This is a genomic window from Streptomyces sp. 840.1, assembly GCF_003751445.1.
In the GTDB taxonomy this organism is placed as follows: domain Bacteria; phylum Actinomycetota; class Actinomycetes; order Streptomycetales; family Streptomycetaceae; genus Streptomyces.
The window spans coordinates 5,069,658-5,084,306 of sequence record NZ_RJUU01000001.1 but is presented as its reverse complement, the minus strand read 5'-3'; the positions used below and the strand labels follow the sequence as shown (position 1 = coordinate 5,084,306).

At 72.8% G+C, this 14,649-nt stretch carries 13 protein-coding genes and 1 riboswitch; of the genes, 5 read left to right on the top strand and 8 right to left on the bottom strand.

Going from position 1 to position 14,649, the window contains the following annotated elements:
- Positions 1 to 26 precede the first annotated feature (26 nt).
- From EDD93_RS23170 to EDD93_RS23155, 4 genes are read left to right on the top strand one after another with little or no spacing between them, the layout of a single operon-like run.
- Positions 27 to 323, top strand: a complete 297-nt coding sequence (locus tag EDD93_RS23170) for a HypC/HybG/HupF family hydrogenase formation chaperone (protein WP_123526981.1) — start codon at positions 27 to 29, stop codon at positions 321 to 323.
- Entirely contained in the window at positions 320 to 1,423 is a 1,104-nt protein-coding gene (gene hypD, locus EDD93_RS23165) for a hydrogenase formation protein HypD (protein WP_123526980.1), read from the top strand. Before EDD93_RS23170 ends, hypD begins: the two co-directional genes overlap by 4 nt.
- Positions 1,424 to 1,431: 8 nt before the next feature.
- A complete protein-coding gene (gene hypE, locus EDD93_RS23160) occupies positions 1,432 to 2,541 on the top strand; it encodes a hydrogenase expression/formation protein HypE (protein ID WP_123526979.1) in 1,110 nt (369 codons plus the stop codon).
- Positions 2,542 to 2,574: 33 nt separating this feature from the next.
- On the top strand, positions 2,575 to 3,324 hold the full coding sequence (locus EDD93_RS23155) for a DUF6390 family protein (protein WP_185092412.1): 750 nt from the start codon (positions 2,575 to 2,577) through the stop codon (positions 3,322 to 3,324).
- Here EDD93_RS23155 and EDD93_RS23150 read toward each other — a convergent pair.
- The 5 genes from EDD93_RS23150 to EDD93_RS23130 all read right to left on the bottom strand — a co-directional run bounded on the left by EDD93_RS23150 (position 3,311) and on the right by EDD93_RS23130 (position 10,480).
- Positions 3,311 to 4,744: a LamG domain-containing protein gene (locus EDD93_RS23150; protein ID WP_185092411.1), complete on the bottom strand. Its 1,434-nt coding sequence runs from the start codon at positions 4,742 to 4,744 to the stop codon at positions 3,311 to 3,313. The genes EDD93_RS23155 and EDD93_RS23150 overlap by 14 nt on opposite strands.
- Positions 4,745 to 5,017: 273 nt before the next feature.
- On the bottom strand, positions 5,018 to 5,668 hold the full coding sequence (locus tag EDD93_RS23145) for a thymidine kinase (RefSeq protein ID WP_123526977.1): 651 nt from the start codon (positions 5,666 to 5,668) through the stop codon (positions 5,018 to 5,020).
- Positions 5,669 to 5,718: 50 nt separating this feature from the next.
- Positions 5,719 to 6,906 (bottom strand): alkaline phosphatase family protein, encoded by a 1,188-nt coding sequence (locus EDD93_RS23140; RefSeq protein WP_123526976.1) that lies wholly within the window; start codon positions 6,904 to 6,906, stop codon positions 5,719 to 5,721.
- The gene (locus tag EDD93_RS23135) at positions 6,906 to 7,502 is read right to left on the bottom strand and encodes a DUF5998 family protein (protein ID WP_123526975.1); all 597 of its coding nucleotides are present in this window, start codon (positions 7,500 to 7,502) and stop codon (positions 6,906 to 6,908) included. The genes EDD93_RS23140 and EDD93_RS23135 overlap by 1 nt, the downstream gene beginning before the upstream one ends.
- A gap of 92 nt (positions 7,503 to 7,594) precedes the next feature.
- Entirely contained in the window at positions 7,595 to 10,480 is a 2,886-nt protein-coding gene (locus EDD93_RS23130) for a bifunctional GNAT family N-acetyltransferase/acetate--CoA ligase family protein (protein ID WP_123526974.1), read from the bottom strand.
- Between the two features lie 172 nt (positions 10,481 to 10,652).
- Between EDD93_RS23130 and EDD93_RS23125 the strand changes: the two genes are divergently transcribed.
- Positions 10,653 to 10,934, top strand: coding sequence for an HPr family phosphocarrier protein (locus tag EDD93_RS23125; protein ID WP_123526973.1), 282 nt, complete (start codon positions 10,653 to 10,655; stop codon positions 10,932 to 10,934).
- A gap of 199 nt (positions 10,935 to 11,133) precedes the next feature.
- Here the strand turns inward: EDD93_RS23125 and EDD93_RS23120 are convergent, their stop codons facing one another.
- The 3 genes from EDD93_RS23120 to EDD93_RS23110 all read right to left on the bottom strand — a co-directional run bounded on the left by EDD93_RS23120 (position 11,134) and on the right by EDD93_RS23110 (position 14,635).
- Complete coding sequence (locus EDD93_RS23120; protein WP_123526972.1) at positions 11,134 to 11,844, bottom strand: GntR family transcriptional regulator; 711 nt, start codon at positions 11,842 to 11,844, stop codon at positions 11,134 to 11,136.
- A gap of 220 nt (positions 11,845 to 12,064) precedes the next feature.
- Complete coding sequence (locus tag EDD93_RS23115; RefSeq protein WP_123526971.1) at positions 12,065 to 12,862, bottom strand: M23 family metallopeptidase; 798 nt, start codon at positions 12,860 to 12,862, stop codon at positions 12,065 to 12,067.
- Positions 12,863 to 12,874: 12 nt separating this feature from the next.
- A riboswitch (cyclic di-AMP (ydaO/yuaA leader) is annotated at positions 12,875 to 13,041 on the bottom strand.
- A gap of 211 nt (positions 13,042 to 13,252) precedes the next feature.
- Positions 13,253 to 14,635, bottom strand: coding sequence for a pitrilysin family protein (locus EDD93_RS23110; protein WP_123526970.1), 1,383 nt, complete (start codon positions 14,633 to 14,635; stop codon positions 13,253 to 13,255).
- Positions 14,636 to 14,649: the final 14 nt, after the last annotated feature.

Sequence of the window (14,649 nt, the reverse complement as noted above, 5' to 3'; positions counted from 1 at the left end):
CGGGGGACCCACAGAGAAGAGGAACCATGTGTCTGGCTGTTCCGGGGCGTGTCCTCAGTACCGCGGAAGTCGACGGCACCGTGATGGCCGAGGTCGACTTCGGCGGCGTGCGCAAGGAGGTCTGCCTCCAGTACATCCCCGATGTGACCGTCGGTGAGTACGTCATCGTGCACGTCGGCTTCGCCATCCAGCGCCTCGACGAGGCCTCCGCCCTGGACACCCTGGCCAACTTCGAACGGCTCGGCATCCTCGCCGAGGAGTTCGGGGACGGCTTCGAACTCGCCGCACAGCAGAGCACGTCACCCGAAGGAGCCGGCCGGTGAAGTACCTCGAAGAGTTCAGCGACCCCGACCTCGCGAAGAAGCTGGTCGACCAGATCCACGCGGCCACCACACGGAAGTGGGCGATGATGGAGGTCTGCGGCGGTCAGACCCACTCGATCATCCGGCACGGCATCGACCAGCTCCTGCCCGAGAGCGTGGAGATGATCCACGGCCCGGGGTGTCCCGTCTGCGTCACCCCGCTGGAGATGATCGACCGCGCGCTGGCGATCGCCGCCCGCCCCGGCGTCATCTTCTGCTCGTTCGGTGACATGCTGCGGGTGCCCGGCAGCAGCCAGGACCTGTTCTCCGTCAAGAGCGCCGGCGGCGACGTGCGCGTCGTGTACTCGCCCCTGGACGCGCTGAAGCTGGCCCGCGAGAACCCGGACCGCGAGGTCGTCTTCTTCGGGATCGGGTTCGAGACCACCGCCCCCGCCAACGCCATGACGGTGTACCAGGCCAAGCAGCTCGGCGTGCGGAACTTCTCGCTGCTGGTGTCCCACGTCCTGGTGCCGCCCGCGATCGCCGCGATCATGGAGTCCCCGGCCTGCCGGGTGCAGGCGTTCCTCGCCGCCGGCCATGTGTGCAGTGTGATGGGAACGGCCGAATACCCGCCGCTGGCGCAGAAGTACAAGGTGCCGATCGTGGTCACCGGCTTCGAACCGCTGGACATCCTCGAAGGCGTCCGCCGGACCGTCCTCCAGCTCGAATCGGGCCGCCACGAGATGGAGAACGCCTACCCCCGGGCGGTGCGCGACGAGGGCAACGCGCCCGCCATGAAGATGCTCGCGGACGTCTTCGAGGTGACGGACCGGACCTGGCGCGGCATCGGGGAGATCCCCCGCAGCGGCTGGCGGCTCTCGGAGAAGTACCGCGAGTTCGACGCGGAGCAGCGCTTCGACGTGACGGGCATCCACACCGCAGAGTCGTCGCTCTGCCGCTCGGGCGAGGTCCTCCAGGGCCTGATCAAGCCTCACCTGTGCGAGGCGTTCGGCAAGGAGTGCACGCCGCGCAACCCGCTCGGCGCGACCATGGTGTCGTCCGAGGGCGCCTGCGCCGCGTACTACACCCACCGCCGCCTGGAACTGGTCGATGCGAAGTGACTGACGCGATGCAGGACCTGACGGACGTGGCGAGCGGCGTTCCCGGCGCGCTGCCGGGACAGGCCGGGCTGGACTTCGAGGGGTGGTCGTGCCCGGTACCGCTGCGGGACGTCCCGACGGTCGTGATGGGCCACGGCGGCGGCGGCGCGATGTCCGGCGAGCTGATCGAGCACCTGTTCCTGCCCGCGTACGGGGCCGCGGCCGCCACCGACCTCGGAGACTCGGCCGTTCTGTCGGTCGGCGCCGGCACCCGGCTCGCGTTCTCGACGGACTCGTTCGTGGTGAAGCCGATGTTCTTCCCCGGCGGGTCGATCGGTGACCTGGCGGTGAACGGGACGGTGAACGACCTGGCGATGTCCGGTGCGACGCCGCTGTTCCTGTCGACCGCCTTCATCCTGGCGGAGGGCACCGAACTGAGCGTCCTCGGCCGGATCGCGCAGGCCGTGGGCCGGGCCGCCGAGGACGCCGGCGTGCGCCTGGTCACCGGGGACACCAAGGTCGTGGAACGCGCCAGCGGTGACGGTGTCTACCTCAACACCTCGGGCATCGGTGTCGTGCCGGCCGGCGTCGACATCAACGCGCGCCGGGCCCGCCCCGGCGACGCCGTGCTCGTCAGCGGCGACATCGGGGTGCACGGAGTGGCGGTGATGAGCTGCCGCGAGGGCCTGGAGTTCGGTACGGCGGTCGAGAGCGACACGGCCGCGCTGCACGGGCTGGTCGCCGCCATGCTCGCCACGGGGGCCGACGTCCATGTGCTGCGGGACCCCACGCGCGGGGGCGTCTCCGCCTCGCTGAACGAGATCGCCCGCGCCTCGGAGGTGGGCATCGAGCTGGTGGAACGGCTGCTGCCGGTGCCGTCCGAGGTCCGGGACGCGTGCAGTCTGCTCGGGCTCGACCCGCTCCAGGTGGCCAACGAGGGCAAACTGATCGCCCTCGTTCCCGCCGAGGACGCGGACCGGGTACTGGCGGCGATGCGGGCTCATCCGCTGGGGCGGTCCGCGTGCTCGATCGGCAGTTGCGTGCCGGACCACGCGGGGATGGTGGTGGCGCGGACGGGCCTGGGCGGGAGCCGGGTGATCGGGCTGCCGATCGGTGAGCAACTGCCGAGGATCTGCTGAGACCGTGGCGGACGACTACCGAGGACCGGCCGAGTGAGTGCTGAGGGCGCGCTGCTGTTCGCGCGATACGCCTACCCGCCCAACGAGCTCGGCTACTGCGGGCCCGCCGACGCCGCCGCGCTCCTGCGCCGGGAGGAGACCGCGGGCATCGAGCGGCGGGCCCGGCAGTTCGAGGGGGCCTGGTGCTATCTCCAGTTCCTCGCGGAGGCGGCCGGGATCCCGGACCCGCTCGATGTGCGGGTGGTCGAGGCCTACTGGATCGGCAACGAGCTGCTGGACCTCGCCGATCCGGCCGCCCTGGTCGAGCGGCTGTCCGACCGGTTCCGCGGCCAGCTGGGCGGCACCTGGCGGGAGGCGGCGGGGCGGGCGCTGGCCCACCACAGCTTCCAGGTGTTCGAGGTGTACCCGTGGGCGCGGATGCTCGGGCCGGACGGGAACCCGACGGCGCTGTCCGTCCTGGACCGGTGCCGCATCCGGACGGGCGTGGTGCTCACGGGCGGCGGCGAGGTGGCGACCGTCCGGTCCCGCCCGCTGGTCTGGGACGGGAGCGGGACCGCCGCCGGTGACTGGCGGGAGGAGACGGTGCGCCTCGCGGCCGGCGGGCGGACGCTGATCGACGGCGTCCGCCCCGGTGACCGGGTGGCGCTGCACTGGGACTGGGTGTGCGACGTGCTCAGCGACGAACAGGCCCGGCGCATCGAGTCCTTCGAGGCGCGCACGCGTGGCGGGCTGGGCCTGCTCGCGGGGCAGGCGCTGCCCCACGCCTCGGTCAGAGCGCGTTGATCTCCCCCTGCGAGAGCACTCCGGCCCAGGTGTGCACCTCGTCGATGTCGCCGTCGAGGTAGTGGGCGCCGACCCCGTCGGCCGCCGAGTCCCGGCCTGCCTGGAGGTACCTCGCGGCCTCCCAGGCGTCGGCCGCCGCGTACGGCGCACTGCCGGCGAGGGTGCCGTCGATCCAGAGCTGGACGTTGCCGGCCCTCTCGTCGTACTGCAGCAGCAGCGTCTGGATGCCGCCCCGGGCGGGCGCGCCGATCCGCGTCGTGGTGGCGTCCGGCTCGTCGGCGTGGGCGAGGACGGCCTGCCAGGTCCGGTCCGCCGCCCGGTAGCGGAGGGTGAAGGCGTCCGCCTGCCAGCCGATCTGCGAGAGCACGGCCATGTCCCGGTCGGGAGTTCCGTGCAGCCGGACCTTCGCGGAGACGGCCCAGCTCCTGGACGTGTCGAACGGCGGGATGTCGCTTTCGAGGAAGTCACCGTCGCCGTCCAGCGAGACGCTGCCGCCTCCCGCCAGCGCGTCATCAGTGATGACATGGGCGTCGCCGCCGGCCAGGAAGTGCGCGCGGTGGTTCACTTCGGGGAAAACCGGCTGCCCGTCGCCCCAGTCCTCGGCGCCCTCCAGCGGCCAGTAGGCCCTGAGCCGCGGCTTGCGGCGGCCGAGCTCGGCGAGCTCGGCCGGATCGATGACGGAGTCCCACAGCCTGACGTCCGCGAGATAGCCCTCCCACTGCTTCGAGCGGTCGTTGCCGTCGCGCCCCATCACGAAGTTCCACAGGACGGTGTCCTCGGGCACCGCCGCGTCCCCGGCGGCCGCCTGAGCGCCGTCGACGTAGAGCCGCGCGGTGCCGTTCGCGGGGTCGTAGACCCCGGCGAGGTAAGCCCACTCGCCCGCCTGCGGGGTACCGCCGGTGACGACGGTGCGGCCACCGTCGGCCGACGGCAGCGTGAAGGCGAAGGCGGGCTTCCCCGCGTCGTCGGTGGTCGTGCCGAGGGAGAAGTTGGGCACGGTCGAAATACCGGCCTGGTTGATGGCCGTCATGTCCCGCCCGGTGTCATCGGGGCGCACCCATACGCCGGCGGTGAAGGCCTGTCGGGTATCCACGGCCCCGGCGTCCGTGTTCACGTAGCTGAAGTAGCCCCCGTCGAAGTGCGCGGTGCCCGGCGTCCTGCCGTCGGGGCCCTCGTCCCCGAAGCGGACGCCGGGGCCGGGCAGGCCCCGGAAGATCCCCGCCCATTGCGCCGCGTACGCCGAGCCGTTGCGGTCGTCGAGCCGCCAGGCGGCCACCGGCTGGGTCTCGGTGACGGCGGCGGACGGCGCCCCGGCGGGTGGCCGGGGTGTCAGGTGCTCGGCGGCCGACGCCGAGGGGGTCGCGGTGACGGTCGCCGACAGCAGTGCGACGACCAGAGCGGTACGAGCCACGAATCGCACGTGCAAGGTCCCTCCCAGTGTGTGATGAGGGTGGGCAGAGCTCTCCCCGACACACATCCCCCGTCCCGGCACCGGCCCGGCCACCCCCCGTACAACCCGCGACTCTAGAACAGGAGTTCGGCACTACGAGAGGGGTCGCACGGCGGTTTTCGGCCAGCGATTTCCGGAACCGTTATGCCACGGATCACTCCGCGCGCCGAGCACGGCGAAACCGGCCGAAAATCAGCCATCGGCGCCGCCGCAGGTCACCGCACGGAGCAGCCGCACCCGGAGTCAGGAGGGCGACACCGGCAGGACGTCGGGCGACAGCGCCCCGGCCCTCGCGGACGCGGCGGTCACCCGGCGCGAGTGGTGGCGGCGGCACAGGACCTCGTAACCGACCTCGCCCGCCGCGCGGTTCACGTCACCGACCACGACCTGGGCGCCCTCGACGACCATCTCGCCCTCTATCGTCCGGGCGTTGTGCGTCGCACGGGCCCCGCACCAGCACAGGGCCTCGACCTGAAGCTGCTCGACCCGGTCCGCCAGCTCGATCAGCCGCTGCGAACCGGGGAACAGCTTCGTACGGAAGTCCGTGGTGATCCCGAACGCGAAGACGTCCATCTCCAGGTCGTCCACGACGCGGGCCAGCTGGTCGATCTGGTCCGGGGCCAGGAACTGCGCCTCGTCCACGATCGCGTAGTCGACCCTGGCGCCCTTGGACAGCCGGGCCACCACGTACGCGTACAGGTCCATCCCTTCGTCCGCCTCGACCGCGTCCGTCACCAGGCCCAGCCGGGAGGACAGTTTCCCCTCCCCCGCCCGGTCGTCCCGGGTGAAGATCACGCCCTGGAGGCCCCGTGCCGACCGGTTGTGCCCGATCTGGAGTGCGAGTGTGCTCTTCCCGCAGTCCATGGTTCCGGAGAAGAAGACCAGCTCGGGCATGAGGGGTCGAGCACCTTTCGGGACGGGCGTGGAGGGTCGGAGGACCGAGTTCAGGAGCGTACTTCGAGGAGCGGGACGAGCTGCTCGACGGGGGTCATCGAACCGTGCATGCCCACCATCGCGGACTCGTGGGGCTCGTTGTCGGAAGCGATGATCACCACGTCGTCGTGGGCCGCGGCGACCACGTCACCGATCCGGCCGACGACCCGGTCGTCGACGCGGGGACCGAACCAGCCCGCCGCCACCGCCTCGTCCCGGCTCGCCACCCAGAACTGCTCGCCGAGCACCTCGCGCCAGACCGTCAGCACATCGGCCTCGGCACCCGGGACGGCGTACACATGGCGGGCGCGGCCCTCGCCGCCGAGCAGCGCGACACCGGCGCGCAGCTCCCAGTCCTCGTCGAAGTCGATCCGGGACTGCTCGTCGAACGGGATGTCGATCATGCCGTGGTCGGCGGTGATGTACAGGGCCGAGCGCGGCGGGAGCTGTTCCGCCAGCCGCCTGGCCAGTCCGTCGACGTGCATCAGCTGGCCGCGCCAGGCGTCGGAGTCGACGCCGAAGCGGTGCCCCATGCCGTCGACCTCGCTGTAGTAGGTGTAGACGAGCGAGCGGTCACCGGCGGCCAGCCGCTGGGCCGCGACGTCCATCCGGTCCTCGCCGGTCAGCCGGCCGAGGAACGAGCCGCCGCTGAGCGCGACCTTGGTGAGCGGGGTCTGCTCGAAGGAGGGCGCGGACACCTGCGCGGTACGCACTCCGGCCGCGTCGGCCAGCGTGAAGACGGTGGGATGCGGCTGCCAGACCTTGGGCTCCGCCCAGGGCCGCCAGCGCAGCTGGTTCATCAGCGCGCCGGTCGCCGGATTGCGCACGGTGTACCCGGGCAGGCCGTGCTCGCCCGGGGGCAGCCCGGTACCGACCGAGGCCAGCGAGGTCGCCGTGGTGGCCGGGAAACCGGCTGTTATCGGGCGGCCGGTGCCGCCGCGCGAGGTGGGCAGCAGCGAGTACAGGAAGGGCGCCTCGTCGGGATGGGCCCTGATCTGCTCCCAGCCGAGGCCGTCGATCAGGAAGACGCAGTTGCGGTCGGCGGGCGTGAGCTCCGCGATCGCCTGCGTGAACCCCGGCACACCCTGTCCCGCGACGAGCGTGGGCAGCAGATCGGCCAGCGAGCCGCTGCCGTACTCGGGCACGGGGGCGGTGTCGACGCCCAGCGGCTCCGGGTCCTGCCAGGCCGGCTGGGCCATCAGCGGTCGGCCGAGGCGGTCGCGGCCGTGGCCTCCGAGAGCGCCTGCGCGAAGGCGAGGGTCTGGCGCACGGTGTCGGGGCCGTCGCCGGCCTCGCTGACCCGCAGGCTCAGGTCGTCGGCGGTGGAGCTGCCGGTGTAGCCGTGGTCCGCCTCGCAGTTGGGGTCACCGCAGGCGGCGGGCTCCAGGTCGATCCGGGAGACCGCGCCCCAGCCGATGGTCAGGACGACCTCGCGGGGCAGCGTGCCGGGGACGTACTTCTCCGGGTTGGCCACGACGCGGCTCACCACGACCGAGGAGATCCGGTCGAGCTTGACCGACTCGGTCGAGGTGGTGGCGTAGGGCGTCGGGGAGCTGGTGTCGGCGTTCTGCTCGTCGGTGTGGCTGACGACGAAACGGTTGTCCGTGAGCACCAGGACGGTGACGTGCCGGCGCACCTCGTTGGAGTCGAAGGTGGTCTCCTGGTGCACCAGGTACGAAGCGACCGGCTCCCCGCCGACGGCGGCCTCCACCGCCTCGGCCACGAGGGCCGGGTAGTAGCCACTGCGCTCGATCGCCGCGCGCAGCCCCTGGGTCGTCGTACCGGTCTTAGCCATACGGACCATCCTACGGGGGGCTGGTGGCTGCCGGGGACGTCCCGCCCGCCCCGCGCCGGACGGCGTCCGGGGGCGGCGCGGACCGGGGCTGGTCAGTAGTTGGAGAGCCGGCGGGGGCCGAGGTCGGTACGGGCCGGGGGCGGCGAGAGCCGGACGCTCGCCCCGAGGACCGTCAGCCCCTGGGTGGCGACCACGACGGGCTCCAGGGCGACGGCGACCACCTCGGGGTGGTCGTCGACCAGCAGCGAGACCCTGAGCAGGAGTTCTTCCAGGGCCGCGGTGTCCACGGGCGCCGAGCCGCGCCAGCCGAAGAGGACCGGGGCGGCCCGGATCGAGCGGATCAGCTCGGCGGCGTCCCGGTCGGTGGCCGGGACCAGCCGGTGGGCGGTGTCGCCCAGCAGCTCGGAGGGCGCGCCCGCCAGGCCGAAGGAGAGGACGGCGCCCGCGGCCGGGTCGATCGTTGCCCGTACGACGGTGTCGACCCCGCGCGGCGCCATGGCCTGCACCACGGGCCGGAGCTCGGCTGGCTTGCCCAGCAGTTCGGTCAGCTCGCCGTAGGCGCGGCGCAGTGCCGCCTCGTTGGCGAGGTCCAGCCGGACACCGCCGAGGTCGGCGCGGTGGCGCAGGTGGGGTGCGGTGGTCTTCAGCGCGACCGGGTAGCCGAGTCGCGCTGCGGCGGCGACGGCCGCCTCGGCGTCGGGGGCGGGCAGCGTCGGCCGGACGGTGATGCCGTAGCGGGCCAGCAGCTCGCGGGCCTCGTCGGGCGACAGCGGCCTGCCGCGCGGATCGGGGTCCTCGCCGAGCAGGGCCTCGATATGGGCTGCGGCGCCCGGCTCGTCGATGGTGTCGTCGAGGAACTCGGGCACCTTGCCGGGGACCGCCGCCTGGCGTCGCCACTGGGCGTACTTGACGGCTTCCGAGAGCGCGCGGACGGCGCGTTCGGCGGCCGGGTACGCGGGGATCCGGCCGGTGGCGCGGGCTCCCCCGGGGGCGGTCGCCGCAGGCTCGGTGTCCGGTCCGCCGGGCGGCGCGGGGTCCGCCGGGGGCGCTGTGGTGAGCGGTGTCGTGGCCGGGGGCGGCGCCTGGCCGGGGCGCTGCTGGGCCACCGTGCTGGTGGCCGCGGCAAGGGCCTCCGCGAGGCCGCCGATCTCCACGTGGACGACGGCCACCGGCTTGGCCGGTCCCGCGGCGGCCGCCGTGTGCAGGGCGGTGGCCAGCACCTCGCCGTCGCCCTGCTCGGCCTCGCCGTCCTCGCCCACCCAGGGGATCGCCGTCACGATCACCGCGTCGCAGCCCTCGTCGGCCAGCGCCTCGGCCAGCGCGTCCCGGAAGTCCTGCGGGGTGGCGGCGGTGGTGAGGTCGCGCGGCGGACGCGGGCGGAGCCCCTCGGCCAGGCAGGCGTCGTACGTGAGCAGCCCGAGGGACTCGGAGTTGCCGAGGATCGCGACGCGGCCGCCCGCCGGGAGCGGCTGGTCCGCGAGGAGCAGGCCCGCGTCGACCATCTCGGTCACCGTGTCGACGCGGATCACGCCCGCCTGCCGCATCAGCGCGGAGACGGTGGCGTCCGGGATCCGGCTGATGGGTACGGCGTGGCCCGGCGGGGTGGAGCCGCTGTGCCGGGCGCCCTTCACCACGACCACCGGCTTCACGGCGGCGGTACGCCGGGCGAGGCGGGTGAACTTGCGGGGGTTGCCGAGCGATTCGAGGTACAGCAGGGCGACATCGGTGTCCGGGTCCTCGTACCAGTACTGGAGGAAGTCGTTGCCGGAGATGTCGGCGCGGTTCCCGGCCGAGATGAAGGTGGAGAGTCCCGCTCCGCGCCGGTAGAGCCCGGAGAGCAGCGCGATGCCGATCGCGCCGGACTGGGTGAACAGGCCGATGCGCCCGGACGCGGGCCGTTCCGGGGCGAGCGAGGCGTTCAGCCGGACCGCCTCGGAGTTGTTGATGACCCCGAAGGCGTTCGGGCCGATGATGCGCATGCCGTACGAGCGGGCCTGGCGCACCAGTTCGCGCTGGCGTTCGCGGCCCTCGGCGCCCCACTCGGCGTATCCGGCGGACAGGACGACGAGCCCCTGGACGCCGTGTTCCCCGCAGTCCGCGACGGCCTCGGGCACCCGCTCGGCGGGTACGGCGACGACGGCGAGGTCGACCGGTTCGCCGATCCCGCCGAGGGAGCGGTGGGCGGGTACCCCGTCGATGGTGGCCTGATCGGCTGCGTAGGCGCTGTTCACCGCGTAGGTGCGGCCGGTGTAGCCCGCGCCCAGGAGGTTGCGCAGGACCGTGCGGCCGACCCCGCCGGGGTTGCGCCCGGCGCCGATGACGGCGACGGAGCCGGGGGCGAGCAGCCGCTGCACGGACCGCGCCTCGGCCCGCTGTTCACGGGCGCGCTGGACGGCGAGCGACTCGGCGGTGGGTTCGAGGTCCAGGGTGAGGTGGACGGAGCCGTCCTCGAAGCTGCGCTGCTGGGTGTACCCGGCGTCCCGGAACACCTTGATCATCTTGTTGTTGGCGGGCAGCACTTCGGCGGCGAAGCGCCTGATGCCGCGCTCGCGGGCGACGGCCGCGATGTGTTCGAGCAGCGTGGAGGCGACGCCCCGGCCCTGGTGCGCGTCCTGGACGAGGAAGGCGACCTCGGCCTCGTCGGCCGGGGCGGAGGCGGGCCGGCCCGTGGCGTCGATCCGGTCGTAGCGGACGGTGGCGATGAACTCGCCGCCCACCGTGACGGCGAGTCCCACCCGGTCGACGTAGTCGTGATGGGTGAAGCGGTGGACGTCCTTGGCGGAGAGCCGGGGGTAGGGCGCGAAGAAGCGGTAGTACTTCGACTCCGGGGAGACCTGCTCGTAGAAGCTGACCAGCCGTTCGGCGTCGTCCGTGGTGATCGGCCTGATCCGGGCGGTGCCGCCGTCGCGGAGCACCACGTCGGCCTCCCAGTGACCGGGGTAGGCGTGATGCGGGCTCTGCTCCACAGAGGGCTCCATGGGCAAAGCCTACGGCTCCGTCAGCGGTCGCGTGGGGGGCGGGGCCGGGGCAGTCTGGGGGTGGCCGGCCGCCGGCGGGACCGGGCCGCGGAGGGTCTGCGGGTCGGCCGTAGCATCGCGCACTGCATGAGAGACTGGTCTAGACAACCATTGATTCGTGAAGGGCAGAACCATGGCTGAGCGCCGCGTCAACGTCGGTTGGGCCGAGGGCCTGCACGCCCGCCCCGCATCCATCTTCGTCCGTGCCGCCACGGCCTCCGGCGTCCCCGTGACCATCGCCAAGGCCGACGGCAACCCGGTGAACGCCGCGTCCATGCTCGCGGTGCTCGGGCTCGGCGCCCAGGGCGGCGAGGAGATCATCCTCGCGTCCGACGCCGACGACGCCGAGGCCGCTCTGGACCGTCTGTCCAAGCTGGTCGCCGAGGGGCTCGACGAGCTCCCGGAGACCGTCTGACCCAGCGGTCACGACCGCCAGGATTTCCCGCGAAAGAGCCGCGGCACCCCCGACCGGGTGCCGCGGCTCTTTCGTTTTCACGGGAAAGCTTTCCATCGGGCAGACCGCCGAGAACAATGCAGGGCGGCGAATATTCGACGAAACGGGCAGCAGAAAGAATGCCCCGCCGAATAACTGCTCCTTGTATACGGCGTAATTGTTAATGACGGCCGCCGGGGGTGTTTACGGCATGTTGCGAAGTCCTCACCCGGGCGGCCGGGGGTACGGCGGCGGCGCCCGGCCGGCCGGGGCGGCGCAGCCGGTGCGCGGCGGTGGCCCGCTCGGCGTGCTGGGCGGCGAGCGCCCTCGCCCGTTCGGCGTCGCCGCGCGCCACGGCGTCCACGATGGCCCCGTACTCGGCCCAGGCCTCTGCGGGGCGGGCCGGCTGCTCGACCGCGTACATCCAGGCGATCTTGTGCCGGAGCTGGGTGAGCAGCGCGATCAGGCCGGGGCTGCCGGAGGCCTGGGCGAGGGTCTCGTGGAACCAGCCGCCCAGTGAGCGCAGGTCCTCGCCCTCGCCCCGGCGGGCCCGCTCCTGGCCCAATCTGACCAGCCCGCGCAGGACCTTGAGGTGGGCGTCGGTGCGGCGCTGGGCGGCCCGTGCCGCACCGAGCGGCTCCAGGAGCATGCGGACCTCCAGGAGGTCCGCCGCCTCCTGCTCGTCGGGCTCGGCGACGCAGGCCCCGGCGTGCCTGCGGGTGACCACGAAGCCTTCGGACTCCAGGGTGCGCAGCGCTTCGCGCACCGGGACGCGAGAGACCCCGTAACGGCGTGCGAGCACTTCCTCGGTGAGCCGGCTGCCGCGTTCGAAGACACCGGAGACGATGTCGTCACGGATTGCCGTGCATACCGAATGCGCCGGAATGCGCATGTCCGAACCTCCGCCTTAATCCCCGCGAAACGCGGCCGATCGACGCCTGCCCTGTGACTCTATTGCAATGCGGACGCATTTCCGATGCCGGGCCGAAATTCATGAATATCTGCCGGCCCCGGAGACGTTCGGGAACGGGTGCCGGCGGCGGTCCGGCGGCCGGGTACGGCCGAAGGCCCCGGCGCGCTGCCGGGGCCTTCGGTGGGGTGCGGTGTACCGGTCAGACGCTGACGCCGTGGGCGCGCAGATACGCGACCGGGTCCATGTCGGAGCCGTACGAGGGGGTGGTGCGGGCCTCGAAGTGGAGGTGCGGCCCGGTGGCGTTGCCGGTGGCGCCGGAGAGCCCGATCCGGTGTCCCACGTCGACGCTCTGGCCGACGGAGACGTCGATCGAGGAGAGGTGGCCGTACTGGGTGTACGTGCCGTCCGACATCCGGAGCACGATGTTGTTTCCGTACGCGCCGCCCCAGCCCGCCTCGACGACCGTACCGCCGCCGACGGCGACGACGGGGGTGCCGGAGGCGGCGTGGAAGTCGATGCCGGAGTGGCTGCCGGAGGACCACAGGGATCCGCTGGACTCGTAGCCGGTGCTCACGTAGGAGCCCGCGACGGGCAGCCGGAAGGTGCCCAGCCGGGCGCGCTCGGCGGAGCGGGCGGCGCGCGCCCGGCTCTCGCGGGCCTCCTCGGCCCTGGCGGCGGCCTCGGCCTTCTTCTTCGCTTCGGCCTTCTTCCTGGCCTTCGCCTTCGCCTCGGCTTCCGCCTTCGCCTCGGCGGCCTGGTGCCGCTGCGCGTCGGCCTGGGCCTCGATCCGGGCGGCCAGGCCGCCCTCGATGGCGATGATCTGGGAGAGGCCGGTGTCGCCTGCGGCAGGGGCCTCGGTGTCCGCGGCGAGGGCCGGGGAGGCCAGGGAGCCGATGACACCGGCGGTGGCGAGGGTCGCGATGCCGACGGCCTTCGCGCCCCGGCACGTCATACGGCTCGGGGCACGGTGCTTCCCCGTGGCACGGGTGAACGCCATGAAGTGGCTGGTCCTTTCCTTCCTTCTCGCCTACCGGGTTAGCTGACGGGTTCGGAGCAGGAAGGTCTCCTACGGATCCCCGGCCCCATGGAGGCACGGTCATCCGATTCACCCCAGGGACTGTGTGGGTCCCCGGCTCCCCGGGCTCGCGCCTGACGGGGACTCGGCGATGACTGCCCGGTACGTCGCGGATGCGGCATACGAGTGACGGACAGCCGGGCCGACGCTAAGCGGGGGCACTTCCGCGCACCAAACGGACAGGCGGTTTTGTAGCGCATCCCACAGGGCAGACAGGCAACCTCTCCACCAAAGCGGGCAAAAAGGAAGGCCCTGGCGGCAGACGACCCGCCAGGGCCCCGCTCCCGCCCCGCAGTCGGGGGCGGTGGCGGCTCAGCCGGTGACGACCGAGACCTCTCCGATGCCGAGAGCCCTGACCGGCTCCTCGATCTGCGCGGCGTCCCCGACCAGGACCGTGACGAGGCGGTCCTCCGGGAAGGCGTTGACCACGGCTGCCGTCGCCTCGACCGTGCCGGTCTCGGCGAGGCGCGCGTACAGCTGCGCCTGGTAGTCGTCGGCGAGGTGCTGCTCGACCTGGTCGGCGAGGGTGGCCGCGACGGACGCGGCCGTCTCGAACTTCAGCGGTGCCACGCCCACGAGGTTCTGCACGGCCGTCTCGCGCTCGGCGTCCGTCAGGCCTTCGGCGGCCAGGGTCCGCAGCACCTTCCACAGGTCGTCCAGCGCCGGTCCGGTGGACTCCGTGTCCACCGAGCCGCTGATGGCGAGCATCGCGGCGCCGGTCGACCCCGAGGCGGAGTCCCGGGCCGAGGAGCGCAGCACCTGGGCGAAGGCGCGTACGCCGTAGGTGTAGCCCTTCTCCTCGCGCAGCACCCGGTCGAGCCGGGAGGTCAGCGTGCCGCCCAGGCAGTAGGTGCCGAGCACCTGGGCCGGCCAGACGCTGTCGTGCCGGTCGGCGCCGATCCGCCCGATCAGCAGCTGGGTCTGCACCGCTCCGGGGCGGTCCACGATCACCACCCGGCCGGTGTCGTCGGCGGTGATCGGCGGGACCGGCCGGGACGCGGCGGTGTTGCCCGACCAATCGCCCAGGGTGTCGGCGAGCAGGGCGTCCAGGTCGATGCCGGTGAGGTCACCGACGACCACCGCGGTCGCGGTGGACGGGCGGACGTGGGCGTCGTAGAAGGCGCGCACGGCCGCGGAGTCGATCCGCTCGACGGTCTTCTCGGTGCCCTGACGCGGGCGCGACATGCGGGCCGTGGCCGGGAAGAGCTCCTTGGAGAGCTGCTTGGCCGCGCGCCGGGCGGGGTTCGCCTGCTCGTGCGGGATCTCGTCGAGCCGGTTGTTCACCAGCCGCTCGATCTCGCTGTCCGCGAAGGCCGGTGCCCGCAGGGCCTCGGCGACCAGGCCGAGCGCCTTGGCGAGCCGGGAGGCGGGAACCTCCAGGGAGACCCGGACGCCGGGGTGGTCGGCGTGGGCGTCCAGAGTGGCTCCGCACCGCTCCAGCTCGGCGGCGAACTCCTCGGCGCTGTGCTTGTCGGTGCCCTCGGACAGGGCGCGCGACATGATCGTGGCAACCCCGTCCAGGCCCTCGGGCTCGGCGTCGAGCGGGGCCTCCAGGAAGACCTCGACGGCGACGACCTGCTGGCCGGGGCGGTGGCAGCGCAGCACCGTGAGCCCGTTGGGCAGGGCGCCGCGCTCGGGGGCGGGGAAGGCCCAGGGCCTGGCCGTCCCGGGGGCGGGCTGGGGGTGGTACTCCATCGAAACTCCAGTCG